This window comes from Pseudomonas soli (genome assembly GCF_900110655.1).
In the GTDB taxonomy this organism is placed as follows: domain Bacteria; phylum Pseudomonadota; class Gammaproteobacteria; order Pseudomonadales; family Pseudomonadaceae; genus Aquipseudomonas; species Aquipseudomonas soli.
The window spans coordinates 1-17,544 of the sequence record NZ_FOEQ01000001.1 but is presented as its reverse complement, the minus strand read 5'-3'; the positions used below and the strand labels follow the sequence as shown (position 1 = coordinate 17,544).

Genomic DNA, 17,544 nt, shown 5'->3' with positions numbered 1-17,544 from the left:
TGTCGGGTACAACAACAATGAACCGCATGCACCTCAAGTCAGCCGCCTGGCTGGCCACCCTCGCCCTGCCCTTGCCGGCCATGGCGGACTTTATCGCTGACAGTCACGCCCGCCTCGAACTGCGCAACCACTACATCAACCGCGACTTCCGCCAGAGCAACGCCCCGCAGAGCAAGGCCGAGGAATGGGGCCAGGGCTTCACCGCCCGCTTCGAGTCGGGTTTCACCGAGGGGCCGGTTGGTGTCGGGGTGGACGCCATGGGCCAACTGGGCATCAAGCTCGACTCTAGCCGCGACCGACGCAACACCGGCCTGCTGCCCTACGGGCCAAACAGTCTGGAGCCAGTGGACGACTACAGCGAGCTGGGTCTGACCGCCAAGCTGCGTGTCTCCAAGAGCACCCTGCGCCTTGGCACGTTGCAGCCGATCCTGCCGGTGGTGGTGTACAACGATACCCGCCTGCTGGCTTCGACCTTCCAGGGTGGCCTGCTGACCAGCCAGGAGCTGGACGGCCTGACCTTCAACGGCGGGCGCCTGACCAAGGCCAACCTGCGCGACTCGTCCGGGCGCGATGATATCGGCTACGGCGCCGCCAGCAGCGATCACTTCGACTTCGGCGGCGGCAGCTACGCCATCACCCCGCAGGCCAGCGTCAGCTACTACTACGCCAAGCTCGAAGACATCTACCGCCAGCAATACGTCGGTTTTTTGCATACCCAACCCTTGGCGGAGGGCATCAGCCTGCGCAGCGACCTGCGCTACTTCGACAGCCGCGGCGACGGCGCCGAGCGCGCGGGCAACATCGACAACCGCAACTTCAACGCCATGTTCACCTTGGGCGTGAAGGCCCACAAGTTCACCGCCACCTGGCAGCAGATGTCCGGCGACAGCGCCTTCCCGTTCCTCAACGGCGGCGATCCGTACACCGTCAACCTGGTCACCTATAACACCTTCACCCGCGCCAGGCTCGACTCCTGGCAGCTGCGCTACGACTACGACTTCGTGGCCATGGGCATCCCCGGGCTGAGCTTCATGACCCGCTACACCGACGGCCGCCACGCCGAAACCGCCACGCTCAGCAATGGCCGCGAGCGCGAACGCGACACCGACATCACCTACGTGATCCAGAGCGGTCCGTTCAAGGACGTCAGCCTGCGCTGGCGCAACGTCACCTTCCGTTCCGGCAATGGCCTGACCAATGCCGTTGACGAAAACCGCCTGATCATCGGCTACACACTGGCGCTCTGGTAAGCGCGCCCCCTGTCTATCAGAACAGCAAGGAGAACAGCATGTCCGCCGCCCCTACCCTGCAAAGCTTCATCGCCGGCCGCTGGATCGGCCAGCACGGCGCCCAGGCCCTGCGCAGCGCCCTCGACGGCCACGTCCTGGCCTACAGCCACGAGGAACGCCCGGACTTCGCCGAGGCCGTGGACTTTGCCCGCGTCCAGGGCCTGAAGCAGCTGCTGGCCATGGATTTCCAGCAGCGCGCCGCCCGCCTCAAGGCCCTGGCGCTGTACCTGGCCGAGCGCAAGGAGCAGCTCTACGCCCTGTCCCATCACAGCGGCGCCACCCGCGCCGACAGCTGGATCGACATCGAAGGCGGCAACGCCACGCTGTTCGCCTATTCGAGCATGGGCCGCCGCGAGCTGCCCTCGGGCAACCTGGTACACGAAGGCCCGGCGATCCCCCTGGGCAAGCAAGGCCATTTCGCCGGCAGCCATATCCTGGTGCCGCGTGCGGGCGTGGCCGTGCATATCAACGCCTTCAACTTCCCGATCTGGGGGATGCTGGAGAAATTCGCCCCGACCTTCCTGGCCGGCATGCCGTGCATCGTCAAGCCTGCCACGTCCACCAGCTACCTGACCGAGGCCGTGGTACGGCTGATGAACGAATCGGGCCTGTTGCCGGCCGGCAGCCTGCAACTGGTGATCGGCAGCACCGGTGACCTGCTCGAGCGCCTGCAGGGGCAGGATGTGGTGACCTTTACCGGGTCCGCCGACACCGCAGCCAAGCTGCGCGTCACCCCGAACCTGATCCGCAACTCGGTGCCGTTCAACGCCGAGGCCGACTCGCTGAATTGCGCCATCCTTGGTCCGGACGTGAGCCCTGACAGCGAGGAGTTCGAGCTGTACATCAAGGAAGTGGCGCGGGAAATGACCACGAAGGCCGGGCAGAAATGCACGGCGATCCGCCGCGCCATCGTCCCGGCCAGGCACATCGACGCGGTAGCCACCCGCCTGCGCGAACGCCTGCGCAAGGTGGTGGTGGGCGATCCTTCGGTGGAAGGCGTGCGCATGGGGGCGCTGGCCTCCCATGACCAGCAGCGTGATGTCGCCGAGCGCGTGCACCAGTTGCTGGCCACCTGCGAGCAGCTGCTGGGCGCCAGTGACGGTTTCACCCCGGTCGGTGATGGCGTGGCCGAGGGCGCGTTCTTCGCCCCGACCCTGCTGCTGGCCCGCGACCCGCATGCCGAGGGCGGTGCCCATGATATCGAGGCGTTCGGCCCGGTCAGCACGCTGATGGCTTACGACGACCTCGACGAGGCCTTGGCCCTGGCCGCCCGCGGCAAGGGCAGCCTGGTGGCGAGCCTGGTCACCGCCGACCGCGCCGTGGCGGCCAAGGCCATCCCGGTGGCGGCGGCCTGGCACGGGCGGCTGCTGGTACTCGACAGCGAGGCGGCCAAGGAGTCCACCGGGCATGGTTCGCCATTGCCGCAGCTCAAGCACGGCGGCCCCGGTCGTGCCGGCGGCGGCGAGGAGCTGGGCGGCCTGCGTGCGGTCAAGCACTACCTGCAGCGCGCCGCGGTGCAAGGTTCGCCGAGCATGCTGATGGCAGTGACCGGCGAGTATGTGCGCGGCGCCGAGGTGATCGAAACCGAAGTACACCCGTTCCGCCGCCATTTCGACGACCTGCGCATCGGCGAGTCGCTGCTGACCCACCGCCGCACGGTGACCGAGGCCGACCTGGTCAACTTCGGCTGCCTGTCGGGCGATCATTTCTACATGCACTTCGACGAGATCGCCGCCAGACAGTCGCAGTTCGGCAAGCGCATCGCCCACGGTTACTTCGTGCTGTCGGCGGCCGCCGGGTTGTTCGTCAGCCCCGGCGAAGGGCCGGTGCTGGCCAATTACGGGCTGGACACGCTGCGTTTCATCACCCCGGTGGGCATCGGCGACACCATCCAGGCGCGCCTGACCTGCAAGCGCAAGATCGACCAGGGCAAGACCAGCCCGCAGGGGCAGCCACAAGGGGTGGTGGCCTGGGATGTGGAGGTGACCAACCAGCTGGGTGAGCTGGTGGCCAGTTATGACATTCTGACCTTGGTGCTCAAGCGCTGACTGCCAGTGGGCGGCGAGATGCCTGCATGCAGTCAGGTGGCAGGCATCCCGCAACCCAATCAAGGCAAAATGCCACCTCGGACATCCGCCCTACATCGCGCAACGCCGCCTCAGCGCTATAGTCGGCCAAGCGCCCCACCGCCAGCCCCCTTCCTGGCGGCGCGGGCGCCGTACCGAGAACAATGCCAAGGAAGCAACGCGATGATCCTCAAGTCCTTCCCTTTCAAGTCCCTCGTCCTGCTCGCCGGCCTTGCCGCCATGGCCGGCTGCCAGACCGCCAGCCCCAGCGCCGACACCCTCAAGCAACGCACCGAGGTCACCCTCGGCGTGCCCGTGAGCAAGGTCAGCAACCTGCGCAGCGACTCCAACACCACCTACTTCACCGCCAGCACCAGCAAGGGCCAGTACGACTGCCAGGTGCCCAGCGGCGGCCTGGTGGCCGTGGCCGGCATGGGTATCTACACACCATCCCCCACCTGCTGGAAAGAAGGCCAGGCGCCGGTCTTCCAGTGATGGTCGAGGGCGCCGGCCTAGACCACCGGTGCTGCCACGCTCTCACGCAAACCCCGCAGCGCCGCACGCAGCTCCGCCGGTCGCACCGGCTTGGCCAGTACCGCGATACCCCGTGCCTGCAGGGCGCCCTGCAGCCTGTCGATATCATGGCCGGTCATGATCAGCGCCGGCACTTCGGCGCCGCGTTGCGCGCGCAACTGGTCGATGCAGTCGATGCCGGTGGCCTGTGGGCCCAGGTCGTAGTCGGCAACGATCACATCGCAGTCACTGGCCAGGCCAAAGGGCGAGCTCTCGGCCTGCACCTCGCACCCCCAGCGTTGCAGCAAGGCACTGGTGGCCTGCAGGACGTTGTGGTCATCCTCCACCAGGCACACCCGCAAACCGGTGAGCATGCCGGCCTGCACGGCCTGGTCGGCAACGGCCCGTGGCACTTGTGCCGGCACCTTGGGCAACCCTTGCAAGGTCAGCGTGGTGCCATGCCCCTGGCGCGAGCGCAGGCTGACCGCCAAACCCATCAGTTGCCCCAGGCGTTTGACGATGGCCAGCCCCAGGCCGACGCCCTCGACGTCCTTGTCACGTGCCTCGCGCACCCGGTAGAACTCTTCGAACACGTGACCCTGGTGCTCCTCGGCAATGCCCCGGCCCTGGTCGCAGACGACGATGGCCAGCCCCTCGCCGCGTGGCCGCACGCCGATCAGCAACGGGCGCCCGGCGGCGTACTTGAAGCTGTTGGACAGCACGTTCTGCACCATGGTCGCGAGCATCCCCGGGTCGGCGCGTGTCCAGTGGCGGCTGGGCACCAGGCGCATCTCGACCCCGGCCCAGCGCGCCGCCTCGCTGTTCTGGCGCAACAACTCGCGCAGGAAGCCGTCCACGGCGAAGGTTTCCCACTTCGGCTGTACGCGGCCGTTGTCCAGGGTGTACAGGTCGAGGATCGAGCGGAACAACTGCGAGACGTTGAGCAGCGAGCGGTCGATGCTGTCCACCAGGCGCCGCTCTTCCTCGCCCAGCCGCGCTTCGCGCAGGCAGGCGGTGAACAGGCCGATGGAATGGATCGGCTGGCGCAGGTCGTGGCTGGCCTGGGCCAGGAAGCGCGACTTCTCGCGGGTCGCCGCCTCGGCCAGGGCCGTGGCCTTGCGCGTGCGCTCGAGCAGCAGGTGGGCATAAAACGGAATCAGGGTGCTGGTGGTCAGCAGCATCGGCAGCAGGAACGGCTGTTCCTGCCAATAGGGGGTCAGCTGCCACACCACAACCAGCGCGGCCAGGGCCAGCACGGTGGCGATGGCCAGGTAGCGCGAGCCGAAGCGCATGCCGTTGCCCAGGTTGATCCAGACCATCACCGCATACAGCGGCAGCGCGGTTTCACCGCCGACCACCAGGCCGAAGCTGGTGCCGGTGTAATCGCCCAGCATGCCGAAGATGCGCCGCGCCGGGTAGTGCCCGGGCCAGCGCTTGATCGCCTGGCGCATGCCGATCGACACCACGACGAATCCCGCGTAGTAGAGCAGCACCGGCAGGTAGGTGGCAGGCGAGCGGCCCGGCAGGAAACCCAGCAACGCCACGTAGCTGATCGCACAGGAGGCGACGATGATGCGCAGGTTGGCCTGGTCCAGCTCGTTGTTCTTCTCGAACTTCATGGGTAACGTCCTTGTGCGCCAGTCGGCATTTGCGGCACGCTGCGTGGGAAAAAACCGCAGGTGACTGCTAAATTAGCATGTGTCGGCTGACAGGGAGTTCCACGACGTGAGTTGCCGCATCATCGTGGCGGATGACCATCCGCTGTTCAGGGAAGCCATGGTCAACACCGTGCGGCGCATCCTGCCCGAGGCGCGCCTGGAGGAAGCCGGCAGCCTGGCCGATGTGCTCAGGCTGGCCAGCATGGGCGAGACGCCCGACACCCTGATACTCGACCTGCGCTTCCCCGGCCTCACCTGCATCGGCCGCCTCGCCGAACTGCGCCGCCAACTGCAGCGCACCACGCTGATCGTCGTGTCGATGGTCGACGACCCGGAGGTGATCTGCGCAGTCATGGCCGCCGGCGTCGATGGTTTCATCGGCAAGAGCGTCAGCCCCGAAGCCATCGGCGCGGCCATCCTCGCCATTCGCGACGGCGAAGTGGTGGTCGACTACGCGCCCAGCGGGTTGCTACCGCAACTGGAAGCCCCCAGCGAGCTGGAACAGCTCACCCACCGCCAGCAGGACGTACTGCGCCTGATCGCCCAGGGCAAGACCAACAAGGAGATCGCCCGGGCACTGGACATCTCGCCATTCACCGTGCGCATCCATGTGTCGTCGCTGCTCAAGACCCTCAATGTGCCGACCCGCACGGCCGCCGCGGTGAAATATTCCGGAAACTGAGCGACCGCTGGTCGGCGCACCGTGGCATGCAATCGACCCTTCAAGCGCTTTGCAACCTCCCAATCCATGAGGGTGGCGATGTTCACGCCTGTGTTCGGCCTGCCCGAGCGTGGGCCGTTTTTTCACTCTGAGGAGAGGATGACGACATGAGCACTCAACACTGGATGGGCGGTGGCGATGTGCAGAGCGACTGGCCGGAACTCGAGCCAGACCGCCGCAATGATCAGGCCGACGACCCGGATGCCGACCCGAACCTGACCGAGGAAGAGAACCGCCCTGGGGTACCGGCCAGCGACCCGGAGTCAGGCGCCTGAGTGTGCATGGCAGTGAAAGAGCGGGCCAGGCCCGCTCTTTCACTGAAGTCTATTAGCTGGCCAGGTCCACGCCGGTTCACACCCTCCAGCGCACCTCGGTTATCCCATGCCGTTCGGCCATGGGCCGGCTGACTTTCTTGATGCGCTCGCGTCCGAACTTCGGAATGATCCCCAAACCCGCGTCGCAACTCGCCCAATGCCAGGCCTCGGCATTGTCCATGTGTTCCTGGCGGATGATGAAACGTCGTGGCTGACCGTGCAGCAGGTATTCGATGGTAAACAGCTGGGGACTTGGCATTGACGCAGGCCCTCCTCTTCTCCATGGATGACTTTCTGACAGATCACGTCGTTCCATGAAAATTCAAAAAATGTCCACAACAGCAAGGGAGGGCCCGCAAGGTCACGAACCGCTGGTGCTCCCGTGGCTGTTGCGACCACCCTTGCGGCCGGCCTCGGAGGCGCGGGCGCGGTCATTGGCGAAGTTGCCGCCAGAGTTGCGGCCACCCTTCTGGCCCGCCCGCGAGGCCCTTTCACGGTCGTTGGCGAAGTTGCCGGGGTTGGTTTCCTTGGTGCCGCCGCGTTGTCCGGTCTGATCCTGGTCACGAGCCATGACGTTTCTCCTTTACGCTGGATTGGACGTGCCGCGCGAAGATGCCGTGCACTTAATTACGAACAGGGGCGCAAGCCAACGGCTCATTTGTTGTACCGAGGTTCTGACCGACGGCACTTATCCGCCTGGCCAAGGGTCACAGCTCTGACTACTGACGGTGGACGAAGGAGACGCCCCCATGCACCGTGCTTGCCGACCGCTTACCCTCGTATACCGGCCCTTGCTTGGCGCCAACCGCTCGTCGGCGGGATGAACAGCAGCCTATAATCTGCGCCCAGTGCCCGACCAAGCGGGCCATTTCCAGGTCCGTACAAGGCTGATGCCATGAAGTCCTCCAGCAAAACGTCCCTCGCCTCGCCGCACAATCCGGCACTCAGCCCGAGCCACCTGGATTTCCCCGTGGTCGGCATCGGCGCCTCGGCCGGCGGCCTGGAAGCAATCCGCACCTTTTTCCGCCACACCCCGCAGGACTGCGACATGGCGTTCGTGGTGGTGCTGCACCTGTCGCCGGACCACCAGAGCCAGGCCGACCGGATCATCCAGGCGGTGACCAGCATGCCTGTGCGCCAGGTCAGCGAACCAGTACCGATCGAGCGCAATCATGTCTATGTGATTTCGCCGGCCAATCGCCTGTCGACCAACGACGGTTACCTGCGCGTCAGCCCGGCCAAGCGCAGCCGTGGCGACCATGTGGCCATCGACCTGTTCTTCCGCGACCTGGCCGATGTGCACAAGGATCATGCATTCTGCGTGGTGCTGTCGGGCACCGGCAGCGACGGCGCCGTGGGCCTGTCGCGGATCAAGGAACAGGGCGGCGTGACCCTGGTGCAAGCCCCCGAGGATGCCGAATACCCCGAGATGCCCCGGGCGGCGCTGGCCACCGGCATGGTCGACCTGGTGCTGCCGGTGGCCGAGATGCCCGCCCGCCTGGTCGAGATGTGGCGCACCGCCCGCCAGGTGAAGTTGCCGCGCATCGACGACGACAGCCTGCCGCCCGCGCTGGGCGAGCGCGAGGGCGACCCGGCGGCGTGCGACCCGCTGCTCGACGAAATCCTGTTGTCGCTGCAGGACAACACCGGCCACGACTTCAGCCATTACAAGCGCGCCACCGTGCTGCGCCGCCTGGAGCGGCGCCTGCACGTGACCGGCCAGACCGACCTGGCCGGCTATCGCGACTACCTGCAATGCCATCCGGACGAATCACGGGCGCTGCTGGCCGACATGCTCATCGGCGTGACCAACTTCTTCCGTGACCGCGAGGCCTTCGAGGCCCTGCAGCGCCATGTGATGCCAGGCCTGGTGAACCGCGAAGGCAACGAAGAGCCGGCCAGCGAGGTGCGTGTTTGGTCGGCTGGCTGCTCGACCGGCGAGGAGGCCTACAGCCTGGCCATGCTGGTAAGCGAACAGCTGGCGATCGAACGACGCAGTGCCCAGGTGCAGATCTTCGCCACCGACCTTGACGACCGCGCCATCGGCATCGGTCGCTGCGGGCAGTATCCGGACGCCATCGCCACCGATGTGTCGCCGGCCCGGCTGCGCCAGTTCTTCCTCAAGGAGGACCAGCATTACCGGGTGCGCAAGGAAATCCGCGAAAAAGTCCTGTTCGCCCGCCACAACCTGCTGTCCGACCCGCCGTTCTCGCAACTGGACCTGATCGTCTGCCGCAACCTGCTGATCTACCTCGACCGGGAGGTGCAGCGCGATATCCTGCGCCTGTTCCACTTCGCGCTGCGCCCGGGCGGCTATCTGTTCCTGGGCAGCTCCGAATCCACCGACCTTGCGGCCGACCTGTTCGTCGCCGTGGACAAGCGCAACCGCATCTTCCGCGCCCGTGAAGTGGCGGCCGTGCGTCATCCGGCGCGCCTGCAAGCCCCCGAGCCTGCGCTCGCTCCGGCGCCGGCCCGGGCACGCGCCGCCCGCAAACTGTCCTATGCCGAAATCCATCACCGAGCCCTCGCCCGCTGCACGCCGCCGAGCCTGGTGGTCGATACCGAGGGCAATATCTTGCACATGAGCGAGGGCGTGGGGCGCTATCTGCGCCATGCCGGCGGCGAGCTCAGCCACAACCTGCTCAACCTGGTCCTCACGCCGCTGCGTCCGGCCCTGCGCAGTACCTTGCTGCAGGCCCAGGGCAGCGGCCAGGCGGTAACGTCGCGCACAGTTTCCCTCGACCTCGACGAGCATACCGAAGGGGTACGCATCCTGGTCCAACCGCACCAGGACGAACCCAGTGGCAGCGAGTGCCTGCTGGTGGTTTTCCAGAGCGGCGAAGCCGACAACGCGATCACCCGGGCACCCGGCGTCGAACAGACCGAAGGGATGCTGTTGGGCAACCTGGAGCGCGAACTGCACCGCACGCGCCTGCAGTTGCAGGAAACCATCGAGCAGTCGGAGTTTTCCAGCCAGGAGCTGACCGCCTCCAACGAAGAGATGCAGGCGATCAACGAGGAGCTGCGCTCGGCCAGCGAGGAGCTGGAAACCAGCAAGGAAGAGCTGCAGTCGATCAACGAAGAACTGCTGACGGTCAACTACGAACTCAAGATCAAGGTCGAGGAAACCGACAAGGTCAACGACTACCTGAGCAACCTCATCGCGTCCACCGACATCGCCACGGTGTTCGTCGACCGCAACCTGTGCATCCGCTGGTTCACCCCGCGCGCCACCGATATCTTCAGCATGCTGCCGGTGGACACCGGGCGCTCGCTGCTCGACATCACCCATCGCCTCGACTATCCGGGCCTGGCCGACGACGCCCGGGCGGTGGTCGAGCGCGAGACCACCATCGAGCGCGAAGTGGTCGGCCACAACCAGCACTGGTACCTGGCCCGCCTGCTGCCGTATCGGGCCAGCGAGCGCAACGTCGACGGCACCGTGCTGACCTTCATCGACATCAGCCAGAGCCGCGCCGCCGAGGAACGCCTGCGCCAGGGCGAGGAGCGCATGCGCCTGGTCGCCGAGAGTACCCATGATTTCGCCATCATCCTGCTTGATGAGCAGGGCCTGATCACCGACTGGAACACCGGCGCCGCGCTGATCTTCGGCTATGGCAAGGATGAGGTGCTCGGCCATCATTACCAACTGATCTTCACCGAGCAGGACCGGGCCAGTGGCTTGCCCGAGCGCGAACTGCGCAGTGCCCGCCTGCACGGTCGTGGCCAGGACGAGCGCTGGCATGTGCGCAAGGACGGCAGCCGCTTCTACTGCAGCGGTGAAGTGTCGCGCCTCAAGGGCAGCAGCCTGCGCGGCTACGTCAAGATTGCCCGCGACCTGACGGGGCACAAGCGTCTGCACGATGAACAAAGCAAACAGCTCGCTGAATCGCAGAACACCAGCCACATGAAGGACGAGTTCTTCGCCGTCATGTCCCACGAGCTCAAGCACCCGCTCAACCTGATTCAGCTCAATGCCGAAATCCTGCGCCGGTCCCCGTCGGTAAAGGGCAACGGTGTCGCCAGCAAGGCGGTCGGCACTATCTGTGAGGCGGTCTCGAGCCAAGCGCGAATCATCGATGACCTGCTCGATGTCGCGCGTATCCGCACCGGCAAGCTCAAGCTCAAGACCCAGGTGCTCGACCTGTGCGCGGTGCTGCAGGCCATCCAGGCCGTGCTGGCCAACGAGCAGCACGCCTGCGAGGTGCGCCTGGCGCTGCCCGCCGACGGCGCACCGGTGTACGTCGAGGCCGACAGCACCCGGCTCGAGCAGATCGTCTGGAACCTGCTCAACAATGCGCTGAAATTCAGCCCCGCCGGCAGCGAGATCCGCCTGGCGCTGGCCCGCCATGGCAACCAGGCGCGCCTGGAGGTCATCGACCAGGGTATCGGCCTGACCGACGAAAGCCTGGAAAGCGTCTTCGACCTGTTTTCCCAAGCCGCGCCACAAGCCTCCGGCAACCACCGCGACGGGCTCGGTATCGGCCTGTCGCTGGTGCGCCAGCTGGTGGAAGCGCATGGCGGCACGGTCAGCGCGACGTCCGCCGGCCTGGGTTGCGGCGCCACCTTCACGGTGTGCCTGCCGTTGTCCGACCCCGGACAGCAGGCCCAGCCGGATACCAGCGACGACAACATCGAGGGCCGCTTGAACGGGGTCAGGGTGTTGCTGGTGGACGACTCGGTGGAAATCCTCGAGGTGATGCAGCAACTGCTGGAAATGGAAAGCGCCGAAGTCGAGGCCTACAGCAACCCGCAGGCCGCACTCGAGGCGGCCGCCCATGGCCGCTATGACATCATCCTCTCGGATATCGGCATGCCGGTCATGGACGGCCACGCCCTGATCAAGGCCCTGCGGGGCCTGGAGCACCTGCGCTATACCCCGGCCATCGCCCTGACCGGCTACGGGGCCAGCGCCGACCAGTACCGCTCGCGCCAGTCGGGCTTCGACCGGCACCTGAACAAGCCGGTGGGCTACGACGAGCTGATCGAGGCGATCGAGGGTCTGAGCGGCTCGCTACCCTACTGACGCCCTACCCGCCCCGGCCTGCCTGTGGCCGGGGCGCCGTCGTGCCTCAGGCATGGACGCTCCACTGCACGGCAGCGGCCTCGATCGGCAGTTCGTCCACTGCGTGGATCATCCCGCTGTCGAGCGCTTCCTGGGGGCCCAGGATCCGTGGATAGGCCATCAGGTAGCGCGGCACATCGAGCCGCTCGCTCGCACCCTCGGTGCGCTCGGCGACAATCTGCGCATACAGGCGCAGGTCATAGTCCAGGCTCATCGCGTACTCGGCCATCCGTGAGTGGTCCACCGAGCCGTGCAGGGTCCAGTGGAACGGGTGGAACAGGAATTTGCTGTAGGCGCAGGCGGTACGGTGGCTGCCGGCCAGGAACAGGATGTTGCCCATCGATTCGACCGTGCCCAGGTTGTGGGTGTGCACCGGCACCGGCAGTGAGCGCAGGAAGTTGTACAGGGTGAAACCGTAGCTGCATTCGCCGCCCATGGTGGCAATGTTGATCTGCAACACCTCGGCGCCCTGCTGCAAGGCCTTGGAACAGGTGTTGATGAGGTTGCCGCAAGTCGCGGAATTGATCGGGCCGGTGTAGTGGATGATGTGTCTGGCCATGCCGTCCTCCAGGGTCAGTCAAGGGTGTCCTTGGCCGGTGCGTCGTTGCCCGGCGCCGCTTGGTCGTGCTCGCCCAGTTGCTGGTACTGCTTGCGCAGCGCATGCAGTTCGGCCGGGCCCATGTCCTCGAGGTCGAGCAGGGCCTTGTGCGCCCGCTGGGTGGTGCGCAGCAGTTCGTCGATCTTGATGTGCAGTTCGTCGTTGTCGCGGTTCTGGGTGTTCTGGATCAGGAACACCATGAGGAAGGTGATGATGGTGGTCGAGGTGTTGATCACCAGTTGCCAGGTGTCGTTGAAATGGAAGAGCGGCCCGCTCACGCCCCAGGCGATGATCAGCATCAATGCGATGACGAAGCTCGCCGGGCGCCCGCTGCGGTTGGCCAGCCATTGGGCGAAACGATCGAATTTCATGGCTAGCGCTCCCTCAGGCCGGCTGCCGGGTTTCTCCGGGCAGGCCCTTGATGTCAGGGTCGTCCGGCAGCACCTCGGGTTCTTCATCGTCTGCCTCGGTCGGTGCTGGCGGCGCCTGCACGTCTCCCGGTTCTGTCTCGCTGTTCATCGGCGTTGCCTCCATTGGCTGCTTCCCTCTGTGGTGGAGGGCCGGATGGCAGGCAAAGTTCCGGGTTTTGCGCCACCGGCCACTCGTCATTCCTGCTGAACCCTGACGCCGCGATGCCGGTCGCTAGTCAAGAGTGCACGAACGAAAGGGAGCCCTCGTGAGCGAGATCCGCATTGGCATATCCGGTTGGCGCTATGGCCCATGGCGCAAGGACTTCTACCCCAAGGGGCTGCGCCAGGACGATGAGCTGGCGTTCGCCTCGCGGGCGGTGAACAGCATCGAGATCAATGGCTCGTTCTACGCGTTGCAGACCCCCGAGCGCTACCGACAGTGGCGCGATGAAACACCGGAAGGCTTCGTCTTTTCGGTGAAGGCGCCGCGCTACATCACCCATGTGCGACGGCTGCGCGACATCGACGAGCCGCTGGCCAACTTCTTTGCCTCGGGGCCATTGCTGCTGGGTGACAAGCTGGGGCCGTTCCTCTGGCAGTTTCCCCCGAACATGAAGTTCGACGCTGAGCGCTTCAGCGATTTTCTCGCCCTGCTGCCCCGCGACCGTAAGGCCGCGCGCGCCTGTGCCCGGCAGGCCGCAGAACGCTTGCAGGACAACGGTGGTAGCGCCATCCGCGGCAATGCGCGCTTGCGCCATGCCGTGGAGATCCGCCATCCGAGCTTCCTCTGCGACACCTTCATCAACCTGCTGCGCAAGCACAAGGTCGCGCTGGTGGTCGCCGACAGCGCCGGCAAATGGCCTTATATCGAGGAAGTCACGGCCGATTTCGTCTACCTGCGCCTGCACGGCGATGTCGAGCTCTACAGCAGCGGCTACACCGCCAGCGCCCTGCGCCGCTGGCGCCTGCGCATCCAGGCCTGGGCCGCAGGCGGCCAGCCGGAGGATGCCCAGCGCATCATCCGGCGCGCTCCGGCGAAACGCGCCTCGCGGGATGTGTATTGCTACTTCGACAATGACCAGAAGGTACATGCCCCCTACGATGCCCGCCGCCTGCTGGGTAAGCTGGGCCTGGACGGCGAGCTGGTGACCGAACCCGGCGTCGAGCCGCAGGAGTCGCTATGAACGGCACCCTGCCCGCCCCCGACCGCATCATCGACAACGTCACGGCCGTAAACCGTCTGACGGTGCTTACCCTTAACGTGCACAAGGGCTTCACCCTGTTCAACCGCCGTTTCATCCTGCCCGAGCTGCGCGAGGCGGTGCGTGCCACCGGCGCCGACCTGGTGTTCCTGCAGGAGGTGCACGGCAGCCATCAGCGCCATGCCGAGCGCCATCCGACCTGGCCGCAGACTCCGCAGTACGAGTTCCTCGCCGACAGCATGTGGCCGCAGTTCGCCTACGGGCGCAATGCGGTCTATCCCCATGGCGACCATGGCAACGCGCTGCTCTCCAAGTTCCCCATCCGCGCCTACGACAACCTCGATGTGTCCATCCATGGGAACGAGGAGCGCGGCCTGTTGCACTGCCAGCTCGAAGTGCCCGGCCATGAGCAGGTGCATGCGATCTGTGTGCACCTGGGCCTGCGCGAGGAGCACCGCCAGCGTCAGGTCGACTTGTTGCTGGCCTTGCTCGAGCGCCTGCCGCCGGAGGAGCCGGTCATCGTCGCCGGTGACTTCAACGACTGGCGCCTGAAGGCCGATGCGCGGCTGTCGGTATCGCTGAGCGAAGCCTTCGGCACGCCGGCGCGCAGTTTTCCCGCGCGCCTGCCGCTGCTGCGCCTGGACCGCATCTACCTGCGCAATGCCCAGGCGTGCGAGGCACGGGTGTTGTCCAGATACCCATGGTCGCACCTCTCGGACCATGCTCCGCTGGTAGCGCAGGTGACGCTATGAAGCAGGCCTGGAGCGACGGCAACCACGTCGAACTGCTGATCAACGGCGAGCAGTACTACCCGCGTGTGTTCGAGGCGATAGCCCAAGCCCGGGAGGAGATCCTCCTGGAAACCTTCATCATCTACGACGACAAGGTCGGCCAGCCGCTGCGCCTGGCGCTGATCGACGCGGCGCGCCGTGGCGTGCGGGTGGAGGTGGCGGTTGATGGCTACGGCACCGCCGACCTGCCTGACGAGTTCATTGCCTCGATGACCGAGGCCGGGGTGCGCTTCCATGCATTCGACCCGCAACCGCGCCTGGCTGGCATGCGTACCAACCTGTTCCGGCGCCTGCACCGCAAGATCCTGGTGATCGATGGCCAGCGCGCGTTCATTGGCGGTATCAACTACAGCGCCGACCATCTCGGCGACTTCGGCCCGCAGGCCAAGCAGGACTACGCCGTGGAAGTCACAGGCCCGGTGCTGGCCCAGGTGCACGCTTCCAGCTGCCGCATGCTCGCCCCCGTGCTGGGCGGGCCAAGCGCAGTGGTGCCGGGCGGTGACGTCGCAGGTTCGATCAGCGCCGTGCTGGTGGAACGCGACAATCGTCGCCATCGCACCGACATCGAGGCGTGCTACCTGCAAGTCTTCCGTGAAGCCCGGCAACGCATCGTCGTGGCCAACGCCTATTTCTTCCCCGGCTACCGATTGCTGCGCGAGCTGCGCAACGCTGCCCGGCGTGGCGTGGCGGTGACCCTGATTCTCCAGGGGCAACCGGACATGCGCTGGGTACGCGCACTGTCGCGCCTGCTCTACAACTACCTGTTGCGCGACAATGTGCAGATCCATGAGTACTGCCAGCGCCCGTTGCACGGCAAGGTGGCGCTGGTGGACGACGAATGGTCCACCGTGGGATCGAGTAACCTCGACCCGCTGAGCTTGTCGTTCAACCTCGAAGCCAACCTGATGATCCGCGATCGTGCCTTCAACGAGGGGCTGTACCGGCATTTAAGCGAACTGAGTGCCGCGCACTGCAAGCGTGTGACCTTGGAGCGTATGGTGCGTGGCTACTGGTGGCGCGCGCCGTTGATCTTCCTGGGCTTCCACATCACCCGCTACTTCCCGCGCATCGCCGGCTGGTTCCCCGCGCACCGGCAGCGTCTGCAGTCGCTGCAGGCGGACAACCAAGCGCCGGTGGACTTCAACGGGGGCAAGACCTGATGGCCAAGCCACGCTGGAAGACCTGGGGCATGCGGCTGCTCACCCTGCTATTCCTGGTATTGATACCGGTGCTGCTGTTCACCCTGGCACGCAACCTGGACTGGAACGAAGTCCGCCAGTCGCTGCTGGCCTACCGGCCCTCTACCCTGGCCCTGGGGCTGTTGCTGGCCCTGTGCAGCTACCTGGTATTTGCCAGCTACGATCTGCTCGCTCGCGCCTACACCGGCCACCGCTTGCCGGCCCGCCAGGTGCTGCCGGTGGCCTTCGTCTGCTATGCGTTCAACCTCAACTTCACCACCTGGGTCGGCGGCGTGGCCCTGCGCTACCGCCTGTATAGCCGGCTGGGGCTGGACACCGCGACCATCACCCGCATTCTCACCCTGGGGCTGTTGACCAACTGGATGGGCTATCTGCTGCTGGCCGGCACGGTGTTCGCCCTGGGCTTGGTCAAGCTGCCGGCAAGCTGGGCGGTGGGCGCCGGCGGCCTGCGCCTGATCGGTGTGCTGATGGTGGCGGTTGCAGCCGCCTACCTGCTCGCCTGTGCCTTCGCCAAGCGACGTACCTGGCATCTGCGCGGACATGAAGTGACCCTGCCGAGCCTGCGCCTGGCGTTGTGCCAGGTGGCGCTGGGCGCGAGCAACTGGGCGTTGATGGCGGCACTGATCCACCTGCTGCTGCCGCCGGAGCTGTTCTATCCGTCGGTACTGGGGGTGTTGCTGATCAGCTGCGTGGCAGGGGTGGTGGCGCATATTCCTGCCGGGCTGGGGGTGCTGGAGGCAGTGTTCCTTGCCCTGCTGCACGGGCAATTGGGCCAGGGCACGCTGGTGGCCGCATTGCTGGGGTATCGGACGCTGTACTACCTGATCCCGCTGTTGCTGGCGGTGATCACTTACCTGGTTCTGGAGAAGCGCGCCAAGGCCCTGCGCCGACAGGCCGGGCCAGCCCTGGACAAGCGCTGAGGGCCCTATCGGCCCGGGAGGTTCGTCATGCGGTTCATTCTGTGTGTGGCATTGCTGGGCAGCCTGCTCAGCGGGCAGGTGCTGGCCGAAGGTTGCGACGTGGTCACCCGCTCGTCCAGCGAGGCGGTCAAGCCGGTGCAGCAGCATACCTGCTACAGCTACGGCAACATGCCTGCCGAAGCGATTGCCTGGTCGTGCAGCAACGAGAGCAAGGAGATGCTCAACAGCCAGAAACGCAAGGTCGAGCGTTGCGCCGATGGCAGCGTGGGCAGCTGCATCGCCCCGCTGACCCAGGAGACCCTGGCCAATCCTGATGCCGCAGGGCGCGGCGAGCCCTCGACACGGCCGGCTGTGCCCAAGGATGCGCGGATCATCACCTACTACTACGACACCCCAAGCCTGGGGCAGGCGCGCAGTGATTGCGAACGCAACAATGGGATCTGGCAGACGCATTGACGCGAACGCGTGGAGTTGTTGCCGTTGCCGTTGCCGATCAGAAGTCTAGCGCCCTACCCAGCTAGCGACAGCTGCGTCAGCCCAGGCGCCGCCCGTAACTTCGCGACTTCAGGAGGCCGAACGGAGGTCTTGCGGAGGGAGGTGACGGGCATGGATGCCCGTCAAGCGCTGCGCCCCAGGATGGGGCGTTCAGCGCGGTCCTCCCGGGAGCAAGGCCGGAGTGAGGGGACCCGGAGCGAAGCGGAGGGCCGGATGAATGGAGCGCTGTACGGATCACCCACATGGGTTACACAAAAGTTCACTCACATAGGTGACAACACCTTGAGTGTTACATAACCATCA

Annotated in this window: 16 protein-coding genes and 1 pseudogene; 11 read left to right on the top strand and 6 right to left on the bottom strand. The window is 65.8% G+C overall.

Annotated features, from left to right (window positions below):
• The first annotated feature begins 17 nt into the window (after positions 1-17).
• The 3 genes from BMY03_RS00075 (at position 18) to BMY03_RS00065 (ending at position 3,850) form a co-directional block, all read left to right on the top strand.
• Entirely contained in the window at positions 18-1,250 is a 1,233-nt protein-coding gene (locus BMY03_RS00075) for an OprD family porin (RefSeq protein ID WP_094009894.1), read from the top strand.
• 38 nt (positions 1,251-1,288) lie between these two features.
• Positions 1,289-3,337, top strand: coding sequence for a phenylacetic acid degradation bifunctional protein PaaZ (gene paaZ, locus BMY03_RS00070; protein WP_094009893.1), 2,049 nt, complete (start codon positions 1,289-1,291; stop codon positions 3,335-3,337).
• 201 nt (positions 3,338-3,538) lie between these two features.
• Positions 3,539-3,850, top strand: a complete 312-nt coding sequence (locus BMY03_RS00065) for a hypothetical protein (RefSeq protein WP_094009892.1) — start codon at positions 3,539-3,541, stop codon at positions 3,848-3,850.
• A gap of 17 nt (positions 3,851-3,867) precedes the next feature.
• On the opposite strand, the gene BMY03_RS00060 is transcribed toward BMY03_RS00065, so the two are convergent.
• Complete coding sequence (locus BMY03_RS00060) at positions 3,868-5,487, bottom strand: ATP-binding response regulator (protein ID WP_038706120.1); 1,620 nt, start codon at positions 5,485-5,487, stop codon at positions 3,868-3,870.
• Positions 5,488-5,593: 106 nt separating this feature from the next.
• Here BMY03_RS00060 and BMY03_RS00055 point away from each other — a divergent pair, with 106 nt between their 5' ends.
• On the top strand, positions 5,594-6,208 hold the full coding sequence (locus BMY03_RS00055) for a LuxR C-terminal-related transcriptional regulator (protein WP_023632602.1): 615 nt from the start codon (positions 5,594-5,596) through the stop codon (positions 6,206-6,208).
• A gap of 146 nt (positions 6,209-6,354) precedes the next feature.
• Positions 6,355-6,522 carry a hypothetical protein gene (locus BMY03_RS26260; RefSeq protein WP_158659514.1) on the top strand — a complete coding sequence of 56 codons (168 nt, stop codon included), beginning with the start codon at positions 6,355-6,357 and terminating at the stop codon, positions 6,520-6,522.
• A gap of 79 nt (positions 6,523-6,601) precedes the next feature.
• Here BMY03_RS26260 and BMY03_RS00050 read toward each other — a convergent pair.
• Together BMY03_RS00050 and BMY03_RS00045 are read right to left on the bottom strand one after the other, a co-directional pair.
• Positions 6,602-6,820: pseudogene (locus tag BMY03_RS00050) on the bottom strand (DUF6555 family protein); the annotation flags it as partial.
• A gap of 102 nt (positions 6,821-6,922) precedes the next feature.
• Positions 6,923-7,132, bottom strand: coding sequence for a con-10 family general stress protein (locus BMY03_RS00045; protein WP_023632601.1), 210 nt, complete (start codon positions 7,130-7,132; stop codon positions 6,923-6,925).
• A gap of 324 nt (positions 7,133-7,456) precedes the next feature.
• Here BMY03_RS00045 and BMY03_RS00040 point away from each other — a divergent pair, with 324 nt between their 5' ends.
• Positions 7,457-11,587 carry a CheR family methyltransferase gene (locus BMY03_RS00040; RefSeq protein WP_094009891.1) on the top strand — a complete coding sequence of 1,377 codons (4,131 nt, stop codon included), beginning with the start codon at positions 7,457-7,459 and terminating at the stop codon, positions 11,585-11,587.
• Between the two features lie 46 nt (positions 11,588-11,633).
• Here BMY03_RS00040 and BMY03_RS00035 read toward each other — a convergent pair whose 3' ends face one another.
• From BMY03_RS00035 to BMY03_RS26720, 3 genes are read right to left on the bottom strand one after another with little or no spacing between them, the layout of a single operon-like run.
• Positions 11,634-12,185, bottom strand: a complete 552-nt coding sequence (locus BMY03_RS00035) for an ATP-dependent Clp protease proteolytic subunit (RefSeq protein ID WP_023631812.1) — start codon at positions 12,183-12,185, stop codon at positions 11,634-11,636.
• Positions 12,186-12,199: 14 nt separating this feature from the next.
• Positions 12,200-12,595 carry a low affinity iron permease family protein gene (locus BMY03_RS00030; protein ID WP_038706118.1) on the bottom strand — a complete coding sequence of 132 codons (396 nt, stop codon included), beginning with the start codon at positions 12,593-12,595 and terminating at the stop codon, positions 12,200-12,202.
• A 13-nt stretch (positions 12,596-12,608) separates the two neighbouring features.
• Positions 12,609-12,743, bottom strand: a complete 135-nt coding sequence (locus BMY03_RS26720; RefSeq protein ID WP_256586252.1) for a hypothetical protein — start codon at positions 12,741-12,743, stop codon at positions 12,609-12,611.
• A gap of 157 nt (positions 12,744-12,900) precedes the next feature.
• Here BMY03_RS26720 and BMY03_RS00025 point away from each other — a divergent pair, with 157 nt between their 5' ends.
• Genes BMY03_RS00025 through BMY03_RS00005 form a run of 5 tightly spaced genes read left to right on the top strand, consistent with a single transcriptional unit; the run spans position 12,901 to position 17,202 of the window.
• Positions 12,901-13,818 (top strand): DUF72 domain-containing protein, encoded by a 918-nt coding sequence (locus BMY03_RS00025; RefSeq protein WP_094009890.1) that lies wholly within the window; start codon positions 12,901-12,903, stop codon positions 13,816-13,818.
• The gene (locus tag BMY03_RS00020) at positions 13,815-14,588 is read left to right on the top strand and encodes an endonuclease/exonuclease/phosphatase family protein (RefSeq protein ID WP_038706117.1); all 774 of its coding nucleotides are present in this window, start codon (positions 13,815-13,817) and stop codon (positions 14,586-14,588) included. The genes BMY03_RS00025 and BMY03_RS00020 overlap by 4 nt, the downstream gene beginning before the upstream one ends.
• Positions 14,585-15,787, top strand: coding sequence for a cardiolipin synthase ClsB (clsB, locus tag BMY03_RS00015; protein WP_094009889.1), 1,203 nt, complete (start codon positions 14,585-14,587; stop codon positions 15,785-15,787). The genes BMY03_RS00020 and clsB overlap by 4 nt, the downstream gene beginning before the upstream one ends.
• Complete coding sequence (locus BMY03_RS00010) at positions 15,787-16,746, top strand: lysylphosphatidylglycerol synthase domain-containing protein (protein WP_094009888.1); 960 nt, start codon at positions 15,787-15,789, stop codon at positions 16,744-16,746. The genes clsB and BMY03_RS00010 overlap by 1 nt, the downstream gene beginning before the upstream one ends.
• A gap of 27 nt (positions 16,747-16,773) precedes the next feature.
• Positions 16,774-17,202, top strand: a complete 429-nt coding sequence (locus BMY03_RS00005; protein WP_023631785.1) for a hypothetical protein — start codon at positions 16,774-16,776, stop codon at positions 17,200-17,202.
• Positions 17,203-17,544 lie beyond the last annotated feature (342 nt).